We start from the raw sequence: 19,822 nt of genomic DNA, 5'->3' as shown, positions 1-19,822 counted from the left end.
TAAATATTACCCATAGCATATAAAAGGAATGAATTCTATAAAAATTTCAATACCATCACTGATTGAGAACATAAAAATCATTGAGAGCTTCATTGACAATGCTCGCGAGAAGTTTGAAATCAATGATGATATCTATGGGAATATTATGATTTCTGTCACAGAATGTATCAGTAATGCTATCATTCACGGAAACCAAAGTAACAAGAACAAGCTGGTTCATCTGGAATTGAAAGCAGAAGAGGATCAACTGCAATTCATCATCGAAGATGAAGGAGAGGGTTTTGATTTGGAACAATTACCTGATCCTACTTCCCCGGAAAATATCGCCAAACCAGGAGGCAGAGGAATCTTCTTGATTCGACATTTGACTGATGAGGTAAAGTTTGAAGAAAACGGAAAGAAAACAATCCTTTCCTTTTACATGGATTAACATGGCAATTAATTTCTTTACTGAAGACAGCCCTTTTCAGCTCAAGCAGAAAAACAAGAGAAAGCAATGGCTTAAAGAAATTGCCAAATCGGAATCCTTTCAGATTTCAGATCTCAATTATATTTTCTGTTCAGATGAATATTTGTACCAAATCAATGTGGAGTATTTAAATCACCACACTTATACAGATATTATCACCTTTGACAATTCAGAAGAAGATGGACTTATCGAAGGAGACATTTTCATCAGTATTGATAGAGTTCAGGAAAATGCATCCAAACACCTAGTCCAAGAGGAAGATGAATTAAGCCGGGTGATTAGTCACGGTTTATTTCATCTGATTGGATACAAAGACAAGAAGAAAGAAGAAGCAGAACTCATGAGAACAAAGGAAGAGTTCGCTATTGAATTATATAAAAAATCATAGTGTTCCACGTGGAACAGTAAATCAAATTGCACACTTCATTAGTAAGTGTTCCACGTGAAACAGTAAAGGAAAATTATCATGTTTCAAAAATATGATGTCATAGTAGTAGGTGCGGGGCATGCCGGATGTGAAGCAGCACATGCCGCAGCAAAGATGGGTTCTAAGGTGTTATTATGTACCATGAACATGAATACCATCGCACAGATGTCCTGTAATCCTGCAATGGGTGGTGTCGCTAAAGGACAAATTGTACGGGAGATTGATGCACTCGGAGGTATGTCTGGGATTATTTCAGATAAATCCATGATACAATTCCGTATGCTTAATAGATCAAAAGGTCCTGCCATGTGGTCTCCAAGGTCTCAAAATGACAGGATGAGATTTGCTGAGGAATGGAGATTGGCCTTAGAAGCAACACCCAATGTAGACTTTTGGCAAGAAATGATTACTGGAATCATTGTCAAAGACAAAAGAGTAGTAGGCGTTAAAACCGGAATAGGTTTAGAAATTGAATCGGAAACAGTTGTCCTTACCAATGGAACATTCTTAAACGGGATCATTCATATAGGAGAAAAACAGTTTGGAGGAGGAAGAACTGGAGAAGCAGCAGCTAAAGGAATTACAGAACAATTGGTGAGTTTAGGATTCGAAGCGGGAAGAATGAAAACCGGAACTCCTCCAAGAGTAGATGGTAGAAGTCTTGACTATTCCAAAATGGAAGTTCAACACGGAGATGAGAACCCTGAAAAATTCTCTTATTCTGATGAAACAAGTCCTTTGAAAGAACAAAGGTCATGTTGGATTACTTACACCAATAAAGATGTACACCAAACACTGGAAACTGGTTTTGACAGATCTCCTATGTTTAATGGCCGAATTCAAGGTTTAGGTCCACGCTACTGTCCATCAATTGAAGATAAAATCAACCGCTTCGCCGAAAGGGAAAGACATCAGATATTTGTTGAACCAGAAGGATGGAACACTGTAGAAATCTACGTAAACGGTTTTTCTACTTCACTACCAGAAGACGTTCAGCAGAAAGCCATGAGGCAAATTCCAGGATTTGAAAATGCGAAAATGTTTCGTCCAGGATATGCCATAGAATACGACTTCTTCCCACCAACTCAACTCAAGATTACACTTGAAACACAATTGGTAGAAAACCTATTCTTTGCAGGTCAGATCAATGGTACAACTGGATATGAAGAAGCAGCTTCTCAGGGTCTAGTCGCAGGAATCAATGCAGCACTGAAAACTCAGGAAAAAGATCCATTTATATTGAAAAGATCAGATGCATACATAGGAGTACTCATAGATGATCTAATCAATAAAGGTACAGAGGAGCCTTATAGAATGTTCACTTCCAGAGCTGAATTCCGATTATTGCTTAGACAGGATAACGCTGATTTGAGGTTAACGGAGTTGGGCTATTCTATCGGTTTAGCTGATCAAAAAAGATTTGATAAGATGCAGGATAAAAAAGAGCAAACTGCAAAATTGATCAATGATTTGAAACAGAAAAAGCTACTTCCTGACGAAACAACAAATGAGGGACTGGAAGCTATTGATACAGCTGCTATCAAGGAAAAAATCAGTGCTGAAAAACTTCTAAAAAGGCCTCAAATCGGGATAAGTGATTTGAAAAAGCTGGATAAAGAATTGGCTACTTATTTATCAAAATATCCAACCGAAGTATTAGAGCAAGCAGAAATTCAAATCAAATACGATAGCTATATAGAAAAAGAACAGCAAATGGTGGAGAAGCTTTCTAATATGGAAAACTTTAGAATCCCTCAGAGATTTGATTATTTAGCTATCCCTGCTTTATCTGCTGAAGGAAAACAAAAATTGAATAAAATTAGACCAGAAACATTGGGTCAAGCTTCCCGAATAAGTGGGGTATCACCAGCTGACCTATCCATATTGACTGTTTACCTTGGAAGATAAACCTGTAGAAAGATTAACTAAATGCCCGCTTTGTAAGAGTGGGCTTTTTCTTAATTACACCGAGATCCCGGATTTCGCTGTAAGTAAGGAGAAATTCATTTTGTGTAAATGCACAAAATGTCAGTTGGTATTTACCAATCCTAGACCAACAGAAAAAGCAATAGCTCCTTATTATGACTTTCCGGAATATTACTCTCATTCCACGAAGAGCAAATCTTTAACAGCTCTAATCTATTCTAAAGTCAGAAAGATTTCTATCAAGAAAAAATTCAAGTTGATAGAATCATTAAAAACAGAGAAATCAATTTTGGATATAGGCTGTGGAACTGGAGAGTTTTTAACTTATACCAAAAAGAACGGATGGAATGTAGAAGGCTTAGAGCCAAATAAAAATGCCAGGAAGCTAGCAAAAGAAAATCTACAACAAAAAGTCCATAAAAATCTAATTGATTTAGATCTAAAGAAAGAGTTTGATGTAATTACGCTATTCCATGTATTAGAACATATTCATTCTTTAAGAAAAGGGTTCAGAAAGGTATTAAGTCATTTAAAATCAGATGGTTATATCATTTTAGCAATCCCAAATTTTGAAAGTGAAGATGCCAATCAATATGGAGAATTCTGGGCAGGTTGGGATGTACCTAGACATCTTTATCATTTCAATGAAAAGTCTATAAATTATCTGGCAGAAGAATTTGATTTAAGTATCAAGGAAAAAAAGCCAATGATATTCGACAGTTATTATGTGTCACTTTTATCAGAAAAATATCAGAATCCAGAATCCAATATTCTAAGCAATTACAGCAAGTCATTTTGGACAGGATTAAAATCAAATAAATCAGGAAGAAAGACCGGTAATTATTCAAGCAACCTATATATCCTTCAGAAAAAGTGAAGATAAAATATACCTTTCTATTAGTTTTTTCTGTTGCATTATTCACTCAATGCGCAAAACAAAGTACACCTCAGGGAGGACCTAGAGATGAGGACCCACCAAAATTATTGGAGGCAAATCCTAAAGACCAATCAATAAATATCAAACCCGAAGAGATAGTCTTAGTATTTGATGAATATATCAAACTAGATAACCCCAATAAAAACATCATCATCACTCCAAGAGTAAAAAAGGATGAGGTGGTAACCACCGCTTTAAAAAATACTGTCACAATAGAACTTAATCAGGAATTAGAAGATAACACTACCTACGTATTCAATTTTCAAAAATCAGTTCAGGACTTATCAGAGGGAAATCCTGCAGAAAATCTAAAAATTGTCTTTTCCACAGGTTCAAGTATAGATAGCCTGGAATTGAGTGGTCAGGTTAATTTCTATTTCCCAGATAAACAGTCGGATTTCAAAAACGTATTGGTAGGCTTATATCCAGAAAATGACACAACAGATTTATTTACTGCAGCACCTTATTATATATCGCAAGTAGACAGTACCGGCCAATTCAAAATAAGCAATATCAAGAATGGAAATTACAGAGCCTATGCTTGGAATGATGCTAACAACAGTTTAAAGGCAGAATTCAAATCTGAGGCTCACGATTTTTTAAAAGACACAATCACCATTGAAGAAAATATTGAAGGAGCCATATTCAATCTATCTCAAGCGGATTTAACACCTATTAGATTACTCAGATCATCTTTTACTAATGGAAGCTATGATTTGATCCTCAATAAAAATGCGGTAGACATCAAGCTTGAAAATGAGAGTTTAGGAAAGAGCATATTTTACACTAAAGAAGACAAAAGGATTCGGTTATTTTCAGATAAAAGCATTCCTGATAGCTTAGCATTTAAAGTTAAGTTGATTGATTCTGTAGGATATCAAATTGATACACTGATCTATGTCAAATTTCCAGTCAATGAAAGAAAACCAGAGGAATTAACTGTAACAGCTAATTCGGGCAAAAATTTCACTGGCACTATGGAGGCCATCCTAAGTTTTAATAAGCCAATAACAAAGATCCATACAGATTCTCTTTATATCCCACTAGACTCAGTAAGAAGTATCAAAATAGGACCAGAGATGTACTATTTTGAAGATTCAAGTATGAGAAATGTTCTCCGATTAAAGGTATCCATTCCAGACAGCACACAATCCGATGTTGTAACTCTGACAGTTGCAGATTCTACTTTTCAGGATATACAGCTTCAGTATAATCTAAAAGAATTAAAAGCTAATTATCGAAAAATAAGACCAGAAACTTTAGCAGACTTACTGGCCGGCAGAATTAATAATGCAGAACCTCCATTTGTAGTACAGTTGCTTGATAACAAGGATGAATTAAAGGCAGAAAAGAAGCTTATAGACACCAATAATTTCCGTTTTGAACGGATAGAAGCAGGAACTTATAAGATAAGAGTGATAGAGGATAGAAATGGAAACGGAAGGTGGGACCCCGGAAATTTCTTTGAAAATAAACAGGCTGAAAGAATTTTCTATTTTAAAAACCCAGAGAATTCAAGTACAGATATTATCATAAGAGGCGGATGGACTAATGATGGAATCATCATTGAACCTTCAAAACCTACTGGAATCAGTCAGAAAAAACCTGTGGACAACCCATCAGAAGACGGTGGATAAGTAAAGCATAAAGTGGGCTTAACTCACACTTATACACCAGAGACAAGAGTTTGAAAAGTAAAGCCTCCGAAAAAGGGGATAAGCTAAGATCTATCAACAGAGATCACATAAGATTTCCACAGCATAGTTAGACACCTTTCAAAACACAGAGCTCATCCACAAAAATATCGAGTTAGCTATAAACTCTTTTTGATCAAATAGATACAAGTGGATAAACTGAGGATAAGTCGTAGATAAGTAATGTATAAGATTGGAAGGAAAGTGGGGAATCAAGAAATCAACACTTACCAACATTTCCACAGCCTTAATAACCTTAATAAGAAATTTTTTAAAAATTAATCTAATAGAGTTATAAGCAAGTGAATACTGTGGATAGCTATCCTTTCAATTTTATTTTTTGGTTATATTAGGAGCAAGTCAATTTTCAATACAAACAAAAAATCAACCGTTTTCCGCAGACTTGAGTTAGTAGTTATAAAGAAAAATTCAAACCTTCGGACAATAGATCTCTTAGCCCATAAACAATAAACCCATGGAATTGAACCGTCTTTTTGATTTAGTGCCTTATCAGATTGCCAAATTTGATAAAACAGATGCCGTTGCCAGAAAAGAAAATGGAGAATGGATTACTTATTCTTCGAGAGATGTCAAAGAGATCATCGATAATCTGAGTTTGGCTTTCATGAAAGCAAATATTGCTGCAGGAGATAAAGTGGCTATTATTTCAGAAAATAGACCGGAATGGAATTTTGTTGATTTGGCTTTGCAGCAAATAGGAGCGATTTCTGTTCCTATGTATCCAACCATTACCAGTGATGATTATGCTTACATATTTGATCATGCTGAAGTCAAAATGATTTTTGTTGGGGATACTACTATTTATGAAAAAGCGATTGAGGTAGCAGGAGATCGCAAAATTTATTCTTTTGATAAAATTGATGGCGTTGAGCACTGGACTTCTTTAAAGGAGACTGGCCTTTCTGGCGATCTTTCCTTATTGGAAAAATCAAAAGCTGCCGTGAAATCCGAGGATTTATTTACGATTATTTATACATCTGGAACGACAGGGAGACCAAAGGGAGTGATGTTGACTCATCATAATGTATTAAGCAATGTTTTGTCGGTTTCTCATATCATGAGTCCACCAGAAGGTATCTCCAAAGTTTTGAGTTTCCTTCCGCTTTGCCACATTTTCGAAAGGACAGCATCCTTCTGTTTCTTCTACTTGGGTTTCTCGATTTACTATGCAGAGAATATGGATAGTATTGGTGAAAACTTAAAGGAGGTACAGCCACATGTATTCAACACGGTTCCGAGACTTTTGGAAAAAGTTTATGACAAAATTGTAGCAAAAGGCTATGAGTTATCAGGTATTAAAAAGCAATTGTTTTTCTGGGCATTAAATCTTGGATTAAAATATGATCCTGCTGCAGATATGGGTGGATGGTATAATTTTCAACTCAAAATTGCTAACAAGCTCATTTTCTCAAAATGGAGAGAGGCATTAGGCGGAAATATCATGCAGATTAATTCTGGAGCCTCCGCTTTGCAACCTAGATTGGCCAGAGTTTTTTGGGCTGCAGGAATAAAAGTCTGTGAAGGTTATGGTCTGACGGAAACTTCTCCCGTGGTGACTGCTTCGATTTCCAATCATGAGGAAATCAGAATTGGTTGGGTTGGCAAGATTGTCAAAGATGTGGAAGTGAAAATCGCAGAAGACGGTGAAATCCTTGTCAAAGGACCCAATGTCATGCAAGGGTACTACAAGAACCCTGAGATGACCGCAGAGGTACTTAAGAATGGCTGGTTTCACACAGGAGATATAGGCGAGCTAGATGGAAATTATCTCCGAATCACTGATCGTAAAAAAGAGATGTTCAAAACCTCGGGAGGAAAATATATAGCGCCTCAGGTGATGGAGAATAAATTCAAGGAATCTACCTTGATTGAGCAGTTGATTGTCGTAGGTGATAACAGAAATTTCCCTGGTGCATTGATCGTACCGAGTTTTGATGGCTTGAGAGAATATTGTAAGCGAAAAGATATTCCTTACACCACAGATAGAGAAATGATCCAAAGAGAAGATATTCTGGAGAAGTACCAATCTGAGGTTGATTCTCTCAATAAATATTTTGGAAAATGGGAGCAGATCAAACGCTTTAGATTACTGCCTGAAGCTTGGGGAGTAGAATCAGGAGAACTGACTCCTACGATGAAATTGAAGCGAAAAGTAATCCATCAGAAATATGCCGATGAAATAGAAGCCATTTATCAGGTTTGATTTGAGTCAAAAAGTTTCTGTAAATGACTTTTAAGTCCTTAATCCCAGTAATCAAAAGAAAATTCCGAAAGAACCTCAGTTTATTAATTATATTCTGATAATTTCAAATAATTGAAATTAATTAAAATAATATTTTATAATATTTGTTAATTCCAATCAATATTTGTGATGCATGCATAACTTTTTTTCAAATATAGTATGCATGCATACAAAATTTTTTTAAATTAGGTCTCCTCAAAACAATGGGAGATCCGTATGAAGAGAGAAGAAACAGTAGATTTTCACATTAAGAGTGCCTGGCACGCCATTTCCAGAATGTATAATCAACATGCAGCTGAGGAAGGCTTTACCACTGCTATTGGTTTTGTGTTGATTAATATAAATTCCAAAGAAGGTACACCGGCAACGAAGATTGCTCCCAAAATTGGTTTGGAAACAAGAAGCCTAACCCGCATGCTGAAGACTATGGAAGAAAAAGGATTAGTCTACAAAAAACCTGATTTGGTGGATAAGCGATCAGTGAGAATTTATCTGACTGAAGAGGGAAAGCGAAAAAAGGAAATATCAGTGAAGACGATCAAAGAATTTAATGAACAGATCCGACAGGTTATTCCTGAAAAAGATTTGGAAAGCTTCTTTGCCACCTTTGAAAAAATCCAGATGGTCATTGACCAGTTTAGCGGGATTGAAGTGAATAAACCTATATATGAACTATAATTTCCAAGATTCTCCTTGGAATCAAGACTACCAAAAAACCCAAAAAAATGAACAAAACCATTAAAAAAGTAGCCGTTTTAGGTTCCGGAGTAATGGGTTCCAGAATTGCCTGTCATTTTGCCAATATTGGTGTACAGGTGCTTTTACTGGACATTGTACCTTTTGAGCTCACAGAAGAAGAGCAGAAGAAAGGCCTTACCAAAGAACACCCTGCTGTAAGAAACAGAATTGTCACTACTGCACTTCAAAATACATTGAAGTCGAATCCTTCTGCCATCTACGACAAATCCTTTGCATCAAGGATCACTACAGGAAATTTTGATGATGATTTGTCAAAAATTAAAGATTATGACTGGATCATTGAGGTAGTTGTAGAAAGGTTGGATATCAAGCAACAACTATTTGAAAAAGTCGAAAAATTCAGAAAGCCTGGCACTTTGATTACCTCGAATACTTCCGGTATTCCTATGCACATGATGTGTGAAGGTAGAAGCGAGGATTTTCAGAAAAATTTCGCAGGAACTCACTTTTTCAATCCACCTAGATATCTAAGATTATTAGAAATCATTCCTGGTCCTAAGACTGATCCAGAAATTGTCGATTTCTTGATGGATTATGGAGATAGATTCCTTGGAAAGGAAACTGTGCTTTGTAAAGATACTCCAGCCTTTATTGCCAATAGAATTGGAGTTTATGCCATTATTTCTGGGATGCATACCATCGAGAAGATGGGATTTGGTGTGTCTGAAATTGATAAGATGACAGGACCTGTAATCGGTAGAGCAAAATCAGCAACCTTCAGAACGATGGATGTGGTAGGTTTGGACACTACTGTCAATGTTGCCAACAACTTATATAAAGCACTTCCGCACGACGAGTCCAGAGATAAGTTTAAGCTTCCAAAAATTATGGAGGTCTTATATAACAACAAATGGTTCGGGGATAAAACAGGCCAAGGCTATTTTAAAATGATCCGTCACAAAGACGGAAGTAAAGAACTCAAGGAATTGGATTTCGAAACCTTTGAATACAAGGATGTAGAAAAACCAAAAATCAAAGCACTTGAAGCAGCAAAGGATATCGAGGATTTGAAAAAGAGAATCAAATTCTTAATGAATTTTGATGATAAAGCCGGTGAATTTTATAGAGCTTCTTTCTATGATTTATTCAAATATTGCTCTCATAGAATTCCAGAAATATCTGATGAATTGTACAGGATTGATCAAGCAGTATGCGCAGGTTTTGGTTGGGAATTGGGTCCTTTTGAAACCTGGGATATTCTAGGAGTGAAGGAAACTGTAGATAAAATGGAAGCGGCGGGTGAAAAAGCTGCTGATTGGGTTCATGAAATGCTAAAAGCAGGAAATGAATCTTTCTACAAAGTTGAAAATGGTAAAAAACTCTACTACGATATCCCATCCAAATCTTACGTAGAAATTCCGGGTATAGAAGATTTTATATTGTTGGATACTCTCAAGGCTTCAGGTAAAAAACTCTGGGGAAATGCGGGTGCAAGTGTATATGATATGGGAGATGATGTCATTGGATTGGAATTCCATACCAAGATGAACTCCCTGGGCGCTGAAGTAATCGAAGGAATCAACACAGCGATTGGACTGGCGGAGAAGTCCTACAAAGGTTTGGTAATCGGAAATGAAGGAGGAAACTTCTCAGCCGGAGCCAACTTGGCAATGTTGTTCATGTTTGCCGGAGATCAGGAGTTTGACGAAATCAATCTGATGATTGCTCAATTCCAAAACACTATGATGAGAGCTAGATATTCTTCGGTTCCGGTTGTGGTAGCTCCTCATAACATGGCCTTGGGTGGGGGTTGTGAATTATCCCTTCATGCAGATCATATTCAAGCGCATGCAGAATTGTACATGGGATTAGTGGAAGTTGGGGTAGGTCTCATTCCTGCAGGTGGCGGTACTAAAGAAATGACCAAACGCTTTGCCAATACCGTGAAAGATGGAGATGTGGAATTGAACCTGTTACAGGAATATTTCATGAATATCGCCATGGCAAAGGTGTCCACTTCGGCTGCCGAGGCAAAAAACCTGGGTTATCTGAGAAATCAGGACGGCATTACCTTAAACAGAAAGCGTCAACTAGCAGAAGCAAAAGCAAAAGTATTAGAGCTACATGAGGCGGGTTATACTCAACCTGTTCAGCAAAGCAATATTCGAGTTTTGGGAAAAACCTCTTTAGCTCTATTTGAAGCTGGAATTACCGGAATGAGATATGGTGCTTACATCTCAGAGCATGACGCAAAAATTGCTAGAAAACTGGCTTGGGTAATGTCTGGAGGAGATTTGTCTTCCCCAACAGAGGTTTCAGAACAGTATTTACTGGATCTGGAAAGAGAAGCATTTCTGAGTTTGACTGGAGAGAAAAAGACTTTGGAAAGGATTCATAGCATCCTATTCAAAGGAAAACCACTTAGAAATTAGAGATGAGAAGCTAGAATCGAGAATCTAGAGACCATTAGTTAACATTTTTACCAGATGACTTATGAAGTTGAGACATAATTTTAAAAACCTGACTGTTTGGAGAAAATCGGTGGATTTGGCAGTAAAAGTTTATGAAACAACGGCGCTATTTCCTTCCGAAGAGAGATTCGGAATGACCTCTCAAATGAGAAGATCTAGTGTATCTATTCCTTCAAATATTGCTGAAGGAACCGCAAGAAATTCTTCAAAAGCGTTTTCAAATTGTCTTGATATAAGTTTAGGTGAAAGTTTTGAATTGGAGACTCAAACGATTATCGCAACTAGAGTAGGATTGTTGAACCAAGAAGCATTCGAATCTATCAATCTTGAACTTGACGAAATACAGAAAATGCTAATTGGTCTTAAATCTAACATAGAGTCAAACCCTTACTAGCTCATGCTCTCGCTTCTCGTATCTAATCTCTCGCTTCTTATTTAAAAGATGCACTTTAAAAATTAACAATAGACACTCAAGTAAACTAACCATGGACGCATATATAATTAACGGATATAGATCAGCAGTTGGAAAATCCAAAAAAGGAGGATTTCGATTTTACAGACCGGATGATTTGGCTGCAGATGTAATCAAGCATTTGGTGGCCAACACTCCGGGACTGGAGGCTAAAATGGTCGATGATCTCATAGTAGGAAATGCAGTACCTGAAGCAGAACAGGGAATGCAGATGGGAAGAATGATTTCTTTGCTGGCTTTAGGCATAGATAATCCAGGATTTATCATCAACCGCTATTGCGGATCTGGATTGGAAGCCATTGCATTGGCTGTTGGTAAAATTAAAGCTGGAATGGCTGATTGTATCATAGCAGGTGGCACAGAATCTATGTCTTTGGTACCAATGATGGGCTACAAAACTGCTCTAAACTGGAAAATTGCCTCTGAGCATCCATCCTACTATTTAAGTATGGGCTTAACAGCTGAGGAATTGGCCAAAGAATACTCCATTACCCGAGAAGACTCCGATGCATTTTCGGTTCGATCCCACGAGAGAGCACTAGCTGCAATTAATGGTGGAAAATTTAAAGATGAGATAGTTCCAGTAGAAGTAGAAGAAACCTACCTGGATGAAAAAGGGAAAAAGAAAACAAGAAAGTTTGTAGTAGATACAGACGAAGGCCCTCGAGCAGAAACTTCCATGGAGGTTTTGGCAAAATTAAAACCGGCTTTCAAAAATGGTGGGCAGGTAACTGCAGGTAACTCTTCCCAAACTTCCGACGGTGCAGCCTTCGTGGTTGTCATGTCTGAGCGATTAATGAAATCCTTGAATTTAGACCCCGTTGCAAGAATGATGTCTTATTCAGTGGCTGGGGTAGATCCTAGAATCATGGGAATAGGACCCAAAGAAGCAGTGCCAAAAGCCTTGAAACAAGCTGGTTTGTCTATGTCAGATATTGGCTTGGTAGAATTGAATGAAGCCTTCGCAGCTCAAGCTTTAGCAGTAATCAGATCACTGGATATGGATGAAGAATTGGTGAATGTAAATGGTGGTGCTGTTGCATTAGGTCACCCGCTGGGATGTACAGGAGCGAAATTATCAGTGCAGCTCTTCAATGAAATGAGAAGAAGAAATTCCAAGTACGGAATGGTCACGGCCTGTGTAGGTGGTGGTCAGGGAGTTGCTGGAATTTATGAACTATTGAAATAAAAGAATATAAAAAATAAAATGACAACTCTATCAAAATCAATCCAAGGAGGAGAATTCCTCATTCGGGAAACAGATGCCCAGGACATCTTTATTCCAGAGCAATTTACTGAAGAGCAAAAAATGATGGCTCAGGCATGTCAGGATTTTATCGATACGGAAATCACTCCGAATATCGAGGAAATTGACAGTATGAAAAATCCGGATTTGGTTCCTTCCATTTTCAAAAAGGCGGGTGAACTTGGTCTATTGGGTATTTCTGTTCCGGAAGAATTTGGTGGAATGGGTATGAGCTTCAACACTTCCATGTTGATTGCTGATATTATTGGAGCTGCTGGTTCTTTCTCCACAACTTATGGAGCACATACGGGAATTGGTACGCTTCCTATTTTGTACTATGGAAACGAAGAGCAAAAGCAAAAGTACCTTCCTAAACTGGCAACTGGTGAATGGGCAGCATGCTATTGTTTGACCGAACCGGACGCTGGCTCAGATGCAAATAGCGGTAAAACCAAAGCAACTCTTACCGAAGATGGAAAACATTATCTGATCAATGGACAGAAAATGTGGATTTCCAATGCAGGTTTTGCAGACTTATTCATCGTGTTTGCAAAAATTGAGAATGATAAAAATCTGACAGCTTTCATCGTAGAAAAATCCTTTGGCGGGATTACAATGAATGAAGAAGAAAAGAAAATGGGTATCAAAGGTTCTTCTACCCGTCAGGTCTTCTTCAATGATTGCAAAGTGCCTGTGGAAAATATGCTTTCTGATAGAGAAAATGGCTTTAAGATCGCTGTGAATATCCTGAATATCGGAAGGGTAAAATTAGGAGCCGGAGTATTGGGAGGGGTTCGTACTGTGACTTCTTTGGCAGTAAAATATTCCACAGAAAGAAAGCAGTTCGGAGTTAGTATCAATTCTTTCGGAGCTGTAAAGAGAATGTTGGCAGAAATGGCTACCCGTACATTTGTTTCGGAATCTCTTTGCTATCGTGCAGGACAAGATATTGAAGATCGCATGGATGCTTTGGCTGCAGAAGGCATGCCTGATGCGGAAGCAAAATTGAAGGCTTTGGAACAGTTTGCAATTGAAGCAGCAATAGCTAAAGTACATGGATCAGAAGTTTTGGATTTTGTCGTAGATCAAGGCGTTCAGGTATATGGTGGCATGGGATATTCTGCCGATGCTCCTATGGAAAGAGCCTATAGAGATGCGCGTATTGCCAGAATTTATGAAGGGACTAATGAAATCAACAGAATGTTGATGGTTGGAATGCTATTGAAGAGAGCGATGAAAGGTGAAATCAACCTTTTTGAGCCGGCAATGGCTGTTTCCAAAGAATTGACATCTGTTCCATCCTTTGAAACTGTTGATACTTCTGAGTTATTCGCATCAGAAAAAGATGTTTTGGTTAAGCTGAAGAAGGTTTTCTTGATGGTTGGTGGAAAAGCAGCCATGGCTCTTCAGGATAAAATTGAAGATGAGCAGGAAATCATGATGAATCTGGCTGATGTGATGATTGAAATTTATGCAGCAGAGTCAGCGATTTTAAGAGCTGAAAAACTGGTAAGTATCAAAGGAGAAGAAGCTTGCAAGCATCAAATTGCTATGGCTCAGGTTTATCTTTCAGAAGCAGTGGAAAAAATCAACGCAGCAGCTAAAGAAGCCATTGCTTCATTCACCAAAGGAGATGAGCAAAAAGTGATGTTGATGGGATTGAAGAGGTTTACCAAAATGGATCTGATCAATACCAAAGAGCTGAGAAGACAAATAGCTGATTATATGATTGAGGCTGGAAAATATCCTTTTTAAGTAAACACAGATAGATTGAGAAAGGCCTCCTGTTATGAATGCGACAGGAGGCCTTTTTTATTAATTTTTGGTAGAAGTAGTATCCGGCTTTGTGGGTTTTGGAGTTCCTTTGAGTACTCCTTTCAATATACTCTTTGCCTCCTGTACTACCTTTTCTGTACTTTCGCCTGTTTTCTTTTGTAATTCTTTCTTCACGCTGTCCTGAACCATTTCAGCTTTGAGTTTCAGCTGATTTTTTATGCTGTCTTGTGCTGCCTGAAATTGCTCTTGAGCCTGATTTTGAAAGTTTTGTTTTTCGGAATCAAATCTGGATCTGAGCGCATTTGCCAGCAGTGTCTCTATACTATTTCCTCCGGCCAAACTCACTTTAGGCTGATTATAAGTACCGGCCAAGTTGATGGATAAAGGAATCAATGTAGACTCATTTGCCTGGCTTCCTGAAATACTAGCTAAAATACTATTAGCCTGTGCTCCAAATTTCCCAGCCGGCACCTGCATGTTCAATAAATAATTAATGGACCCGTCAAACCCGGCTGTTCCTTGTACGGTGGTTTGATAATCCCATAATTTCACATCGAAAGGTTTTACTTCCATCATCCCGTTTTCAATACTAATCGGAACTTTAATATTTCTCAGTTGGATGGTGTTGGCATCCTTTAATTTGGTAAGGCTGGTCAAGCCTTCCAGTATTTTATTTTCTTTCAAGGCAGCTTCGGCAATCGCCAAAATTCCGGATACATCCAAAGAGGAAAGCACAGGCATCATGTCTGGACCCAAAAGGCCACTGAAATTGAGCTTGGTATTGAATCGGCCGGTGATATCCTTGGCAATCGGAGCAAAAGCCTTGACTGTGGTGAGGCTTTGAAATGCTTTGGCAATACTTAATTCAGAGATATCCAAACTCATATCGAATTTTGGATTGGCGATATCTCTAGGGTCATAGTTTCCATTCAGCGTAATTCGCCCATCCAGGGTTTTCATTCCTGCCTCATTGAAGCTGAGAATTCCTTCTCTTAAAACCATGGTTCCTCGGACCTCTTTGAGATTGAGGTTATCATAGATTACCTCATCCGCTTTAACAGCCATGGTGAAGTCAATATTTTTTGGTAGAGCGATCACTTCCAGTTTACTGCTGTCTGTGGTTGAGGTACTACTCTCGCTCATCCATTCATTGATATCAAAATAGGAACTGTTCAGGGAAAGCTGTCCTTTCAATGTTCCGTTTTCTGAAAGCAAATAATCCATATAGTTGGATAGAAAACCGGAAGCTGTCAGTGGGCTTTTTCCCAGTTTCGAATCAAACTCCACCAATTCAGCTCGCTGAGGGTTGAAATTGGCTTTAGCTTGTTTGATTGCCACTCCCTGAGGATAGTCTTTAGATTTGAAGAAAAATTGGGAAATAGTCAGGTCTCCTGAAGTATTGATTCTAGAAAACTGCTCTTTTTCCACATCCTGATAAGAGCCGGTACTGTTGATATTTGCCTGAATTTTTCCTTTCAATTCGGTATCTGCAATTGGGAAAATCGCCATGATTTTCTCTAAGTCCACCGCTCCCGCTACAGCACCTTTCCAGTTGAGTGCCTCAAAATCCGCTATTTTCAGGTTTCCCTCGATTTTTTCACCTTCCAGCTCAAAACCAAAACTGCTGAAGTCCGCTACAAAATCCTGCATGCTTCCCTTATCACTTCGAATCGAGGCAACTGCATGAATTTTTTCTAATGCGGCAGGATACTCTGCGTTTTTCACATATCCCTCAGAAAATTTAAACTGGGCAGCAATAGCAGGTAATACTTTATTGGTGGAATCATATCTGCCTTTGGCACGTGCGCTAAAGTCCAGATTTCCTGCTAGGCTAGTTCCTTCAATCGGGAAAATAGAAGTCAGTTCTTTTAAGTTAAGCTTACCATTCAGCTCCCCTTCCATCAGGTAATCCTTGAGGTTTTGAAGCGTGAAATTCCCTGAGATGGGATTTGAACCAAAATTCATGGAAAAAGTAGGAATCTGAATAGAGGTATTCTCAAGTTGGGAGGTTTCATTCTTTATCGCCATGCTGACGTTAATTTTGTCCACAGGCTTAGGAAGTTCTGGGTACTGAAACATTCCGTCTTTAATTTGAAGATTAATATCAAAAGAAGGAATACTGGTATCAGTGTAAAGTCCCTTGATAAAACCTTCAAAACTCATAGTTCCTGAAGATTTGATAGAAGAGAAGCTTTCGGTGTACATTCCCGGAACTAAAGAAAGAAAACTTTTAAAGTCCGAATCAGGAGCAACAAAAGCTAGATCATAATCGACTCCTTCTTCGGGTAAGGCTACAAAGCCATTCATGTTGAATAGAAAATCATTCAGGCCAAATTTTCCATTTTCAAAACTGAATTTCATGTTCTCCAGATCGACCTGAACAGTGGCATCTCCCTGAAATTTTTTGTTGGTCAGATAATGAGTTCCTTCATAAGACATATCGGCGATAGTCGCTGTAGCTTTGACAGGCAAATCATAAACATCCAAGGTAAAATCGCCAGAGCCTCTTGCCATGATATCCGCTAAGGCCATAGTAAACTGCAAGGATCTATCATCATAAATCATGTTGACGTGATTCACTTCGATTTGCTCGATGCCTATTCTAAAGTTGCTTTCAGATGATTCTGATTCAGAGTCTGAAGATTTGGTAATGTCATAATTGGCTGTTCCGTCTTCTAAGACTTTGATATAAAGATCGCCGCCATTCAAATGCAAGCCAGTGAGCATAGGGTAATCCCCGAAAAGAACAGATTTTAAATTGAAATCCAGATCCAATTGATCTACCTGAATCAGCGTATCTCCTTCAAATTCGTCTTTTCCGATAATTCCAAAATCTCCCAATCCAGCACTGACGTCGGGAAAACTTCGGAAAATGCTCAAGGATATTTTTTGAGGATTATAGTAGACTGTAGCATTGATAGACTCATCGAGTTCCTGATTAATTTTTGCGACGATTTTGTCTTTAAAGATAATAGGAATCGCCACTGCACTCAGGATTAGAAAACTAAAAATTGCCAGAAGTATATAGATTGCTTTTTTCATAAAAGATTGATTCTAAGTCAGTATTCTAACGCTAATTGAACCTAATAGATTCAAGTAAAGATTCTGCCACTCTTTAAAAAATAATCGAATTTCCCGGAAATTCAGAAGAATTAACTTCCCGGAAAGGAAATGCCATTTACTCTGCGGTATAGGTTGAGGGCGTATTTGTCTGTCATTCCTGAAATAAAGTCGATTAGCGCTCTCAAGAGTGGATAAGGATTCACTTCTTCTCCCCAACCTTTAAGAGGAAAGTCTTCAGGTAATAATCGAAGAATACTTTTGTCTTGGCCTGAGAAATTCTCTGGGGCATAAAACTGATGATACAGTGCTTTTGAAAAAACTGATAATAATCCTTCCAAAACCTGAAATCCTGCAGCCTCTTTTTCCAAAACTACTTTAGACCGGTAGATTTTTTTAACAGAGATTTCTGTGATTTTTTGGAGATGCTTAGCAGAGGGAATGATATCGGTCAGTGCTTTGTCAAAATTTCCTTTGCACATACTTTCCTCATATTGTACAAAAGCCTCCACAGTTTCTTGAATCAACTCACCAATAGCCAAAGCTCTCAGCGCGCCTAAATTTTGAGCAGATGTTCTATTTTCAAGCTTTTTAGGATCAAACCTGTCTTTTAAAATAGGAGAAAGTAAAGAGACTGTTTCATCAAAGCCCACCAATCCCATGGTGCAACCGTCTTCCAAGTCTATAATGCTGTAGCAAATATCATCTGCTGCCTCTACCAAAAAAGCCAATGGGTGCCTGTACCAACATTCATCCGTAGCTTTTTCTAAGCCCAGAAAAGAAGCCATCTGCTCAAAATCAGTCAATTGATTGATGAAAAAGCCAAACTTCTTCTGACTCCTTCGAGCTATATCCCTATGGGCAATTTGACTGGGTCGTGGATATTTGGTAAATGCGGCCAAAGTAGCATAAGTGAGCTTGAGCCCAAACTGCTTGGATACCAGCATTCGGAACCCCTGTGCATTGCCTTCAAAATTACATAAATCAGCCCATTGCTCTAATCTGACGTGGTTTTCCCATATTTTTCCGGCAGGGTGAAATTTAAAAAAATCAGAAATAGCCTCTTCTCCAGCATGGCCAAAAGGAGGGTTTCCAATGTCATGGGTCAAAGCAGCTGCAGCTACAATTCCACCTATTTCTGAACTGCTTATTCCTGATTTCTGAAGGCTTGGATATTTTTCAATCAAATATTCCCCGGCACTTTTTCCCAAAGATCTGCCTACGGAAGAAACTTCTAAGCTGTGAGTTAATCGGGTATGAACAAAGGCTTGCTCAGGAAGTGGAAAAACTTGCGTTTTATCTTGTAAATTGCGGAATGGAGCAGAAAAAATAATTCTGTCATAATCGATTTCGAATTCACTTCTTGCGGCTTGAGTTGGAATAAATCCAGGTTTGTCTCCAAATCTTCCTCGGGTGAGGAGTCTTTCCCATTTCATCATGCCCAAAAATAAGAAGGTCTAGACTTAAATCCTCAAAAGAATAAAATATTGAACTTGGCATAGAGCTTGGAAGTTCTACTATAGACTAAAACTAAAACCAATGAAAAAATACATTTCTAATTTTCTGATTGCCATTACTGCGATTTTTGCAGTTGCTTGTGATTTCAATGATTCACCGGATAATGGAATGGCCCGAGTAAATTTTTACTTAGTGGATGCCCCTGGAGATTTTGATGAAGTTTGGGTGGAGGTTCTCGCTGTGAGAGTTCGAATGAAGTCTGATAACTCGGATGAGAATGATGATTCATCTTGGAGAGAAATGAATTATGAGCCTGGGGATAAAATGGTCAACCTTTTGGACCTTACTGGTAACAATTCTTTGTTGTTGGGAACTGAGGACTTTGAAGAAGGGGAAATTGATCAAATCAGATTGGTTCTTGGAGAAAACAACTACGTGGTTTCTGATGGAAATGAATTTGAATTAAAGACTCCAAGTGCACAGCAAAGTGGTCTAAAAATTAAGGTAAACCAGCCTATTGAAGGAGGACAATCTTATAATTTGGTAATTGATTTCGATGTTGCCAAGTCAATTGTAGTTGCAGGAAACTCTGGAAACATTATTCTTAAGCCTGTTTTGAGAGCTTATTTAGAGGAAGCAGCAGGAATTTCTGGATTGGTATTACCATTGGACGCGCAAACCATAGCTGTTTCAGCTAGCAGAAATGGAGAAAGTTTCAACACTTTTACGGATGAAGCTGGAAACTTTAAAATTCAAGGTTTAGAGCCTGGAACTTATACGATTTTGATTACTCCAAATGAGCGATATACTCCAGTGAGTTTGGAAGCGGTAGTGGTTGAGCAAGGCAAAATCACTGTTCTAGATCCAGTCACAGTTACTTTGAAAGAAGATTAAGCTGTTAATAATACACCCTCAAAAGCCGGT

General features: G+C 38.2%; 14 protein-coding genes. 12 read left to right on the top strand and 2 right to left on the bottom strand.

Annotation, left to right across the window (positions count from 1 at the left end):
- The first annotated feature begins 28 nt into the window (after positions 1-28).
- The 11 genes from BM073_RS08940 (at position 29) to BM073_RS08890 (ending at position 14,359) form a co-directional block, all read left to right on the top strand.
- A complete protein-coding gene (locus BM073_RS08940; RefSeq protein ID WP_091653382.1) occupies positions 29-430 on the top strand; it encodes an ATP-binding protein in 402 nt (133 codons plus the stop codon).
- 1 nt (position 431) lies between these two features.
- The gene (ybeY, locus tag BM073_RS08935) at positions 432-857 is read left to right on the top strand and encodes an rRNA maturation RNase YbeY (protein WP_091653380.1); all 426 of its coding nucleotides are present in this window, start codon (positions 432-434) and stop codon (positions 855-857) included.
- Positions 858-935: 78 nt separating this feature from the next.
- Positions 936-2,804 (top strand): tRNA uridine-5-carboxymethylaminomethyl(34) synthesis enzyme MnmG, encoded by a 1,869-nt coding sequence (mnmG, locus tag BM073_RS08930; protein ID WP_091653378.1) that lies wholly within the window; start codon positions 936-938, stop codon positions 2,802-2,804.
- Between the two features lie 124 nt (positions 2,805-2,928).
- A complete protein-coding gene (locus tag BM073_RS08925; protein WP_245756394.1) occupies positions 2,929-3,699 on the top strand; it encodes a class I SAM-dependent methyltransferase in 771 nt (256 codons plus the stop codon).
- On the top strand, positions 3,696-5,396 hold the full coding sequence (locus tag BM073_RS08920; protein WP_245756393.1) for an Ig-like domain-containing domain: 1,701 nt from the start codon (positions 3,696-3,698) through the stop codon (positions 5,394-5,396). The genes BM073_RS08925 and BM073_RS08920 overlap by 4 nt, the downstream gene beginning before the upstream one ends.
- A gap of 532 nt (positions 5,397-5,928) precedes the next feature.
- On the top strand, positions 5,929-7,677 hold the full coding sequence (locus BM073_RS08915; protein ID WP_091653375.1) for an AMP-dependent synthetase/ligase: 1,749 nt from the start codon (positions 5,929-5,931) through the stop codon (positions 7,675-7,677).
- 255 nt (positions 7,678-7,932) lie between these two features.
- Positions 7,933-8,394 carry a MarR family winged helix-turn-helix transcriptional regulator gene (locus BM073_RS08910; protein WP_091653374.1) on the top strand — a complete coding sequence of 154 codons (462 nt, stop codon included), beginning with the start codon at positions 7,933-7,935 and terminating at the stop codon, positions 8,392-8,394.
- A 47-nt stretch (positions 8,395-8,441) separates the two neighbouring features.
- The gene (locus BM073_RS08905) at positions 8,442-10,847 is read left to right on the top strand and encodes a 3-hydroxyacyl-CoA dehydrogenase/enoyl-CoA hydratase family protein (protein WP_091653372.1); all 2,406 of its coding nucleotides are present in this window, start codon (positions 8,442-8,444) and stop codon (positions 10,845-10,847) included.
- Between the two features lie 61 nt (positions 10,848-10,908).
- On the top strand, positions 10,909-11,280 hold the full coding sequence (locus tag BM073_RS08900) for a four helix bundle protein (RefSeq protein WP_091653371.1): 372 nt from the start codon (positions 10,909-10,911) through the stop codon (positions 11,278-11,280).
- 91 nt (positions 11,281-11,371) lie between these two features.
- On the top strand, positions 11,372-12,547 hold the full coding sequence (locus BM073_RS08895; protein WP_091653369.1) for an acetyl-CoA C-acyltransferase: 1,176 nt from the start codon (positions 11,372-11,374) through the stop codon (positions 12,545-12,547).
- Positions 12,548-12,565: 18 nt separating this feature from the next.
- Positions 12,566-14,359 carry an acyl-CoA dehydrogenase FadE gene (locus BM073_RS08890; protein WP_091653367.1) on the top strand — a complete coding sequence of 598 codons (1,794 nt, stop codon included), beginning with the start codon at positions 12,566-12,568 and terminating at the stop codon, positions 14,357-14,359.
- Positions 14,360-14,419: 60 nt separating this feature from the next.
- On the opposite strand, the gene BM073_RS08885 is transcribed toward BM073_RS08890, so the two are convergent.
- Together BM073_RS08885 and dgt are read right to left on the bottom strand one after the other, a co-directional pair.
- Positions 14,420-17,422: an AsmA-like C-terminal region-containing protein gene (locus BM073_RS08885; RefSeq protein WP_091653366.1), complete on the bottom strand. Its 3,003-nt coding sequence runs from the start codon at positions 17,420-17,422 to the stop codon at positions 14,420-14,422.
- A gap of 110 nt (positions 17,423-17,532) precedes the next feature.
- The gene (gene dgt / locus BM073_RS08880) at positions 17,533-18,876 is read right to left on the bottom strand and encodes a dGTP triphosphohydrolase (RefSeq protein WP_091653746.1); all 1,344 of its coding nucleotides are present in this window, start codon (positions 18,874-18,876) and stop codon (positions 17,533-17,535) included.
- A 103-nt stretch (positions 18,877-18,979) separates the two neighbouring features.
- On the opposite strand from dgt, the gene BM073_RS08875 reads away from it, so the two are divergent.
- The gene (locus BM073_RS08875; protein WP_091653364.1) at positions 18,980-19,792 is read left to right on the top strand and encodes a DUF4382 domain-containing protein; all 813 of its coding nucleotides are present in this window, start codon (positions 18,980-18,982) and stop codon (positions 19,790-19,792) included.
- Positions 19,793-19,822 lie beyond the last annotated feature (30 nt).

Source organism: Algoriphagus ornithinivorans (assembly GCF_900115305.1).
Taxonomy (GTDB): domain Bacteria; phylum Bacteroidota; class Bacteroidia; order Cytophagales; family Cyclobacteriaceae; genus Algoriphagus; species Algoriphagus ornithinivorans.
The sequence above is the reverse complement of the archived record's forward strand: the minus strand, read 5'-3'. Positions and strand labels throughout refer to the sequence as shown.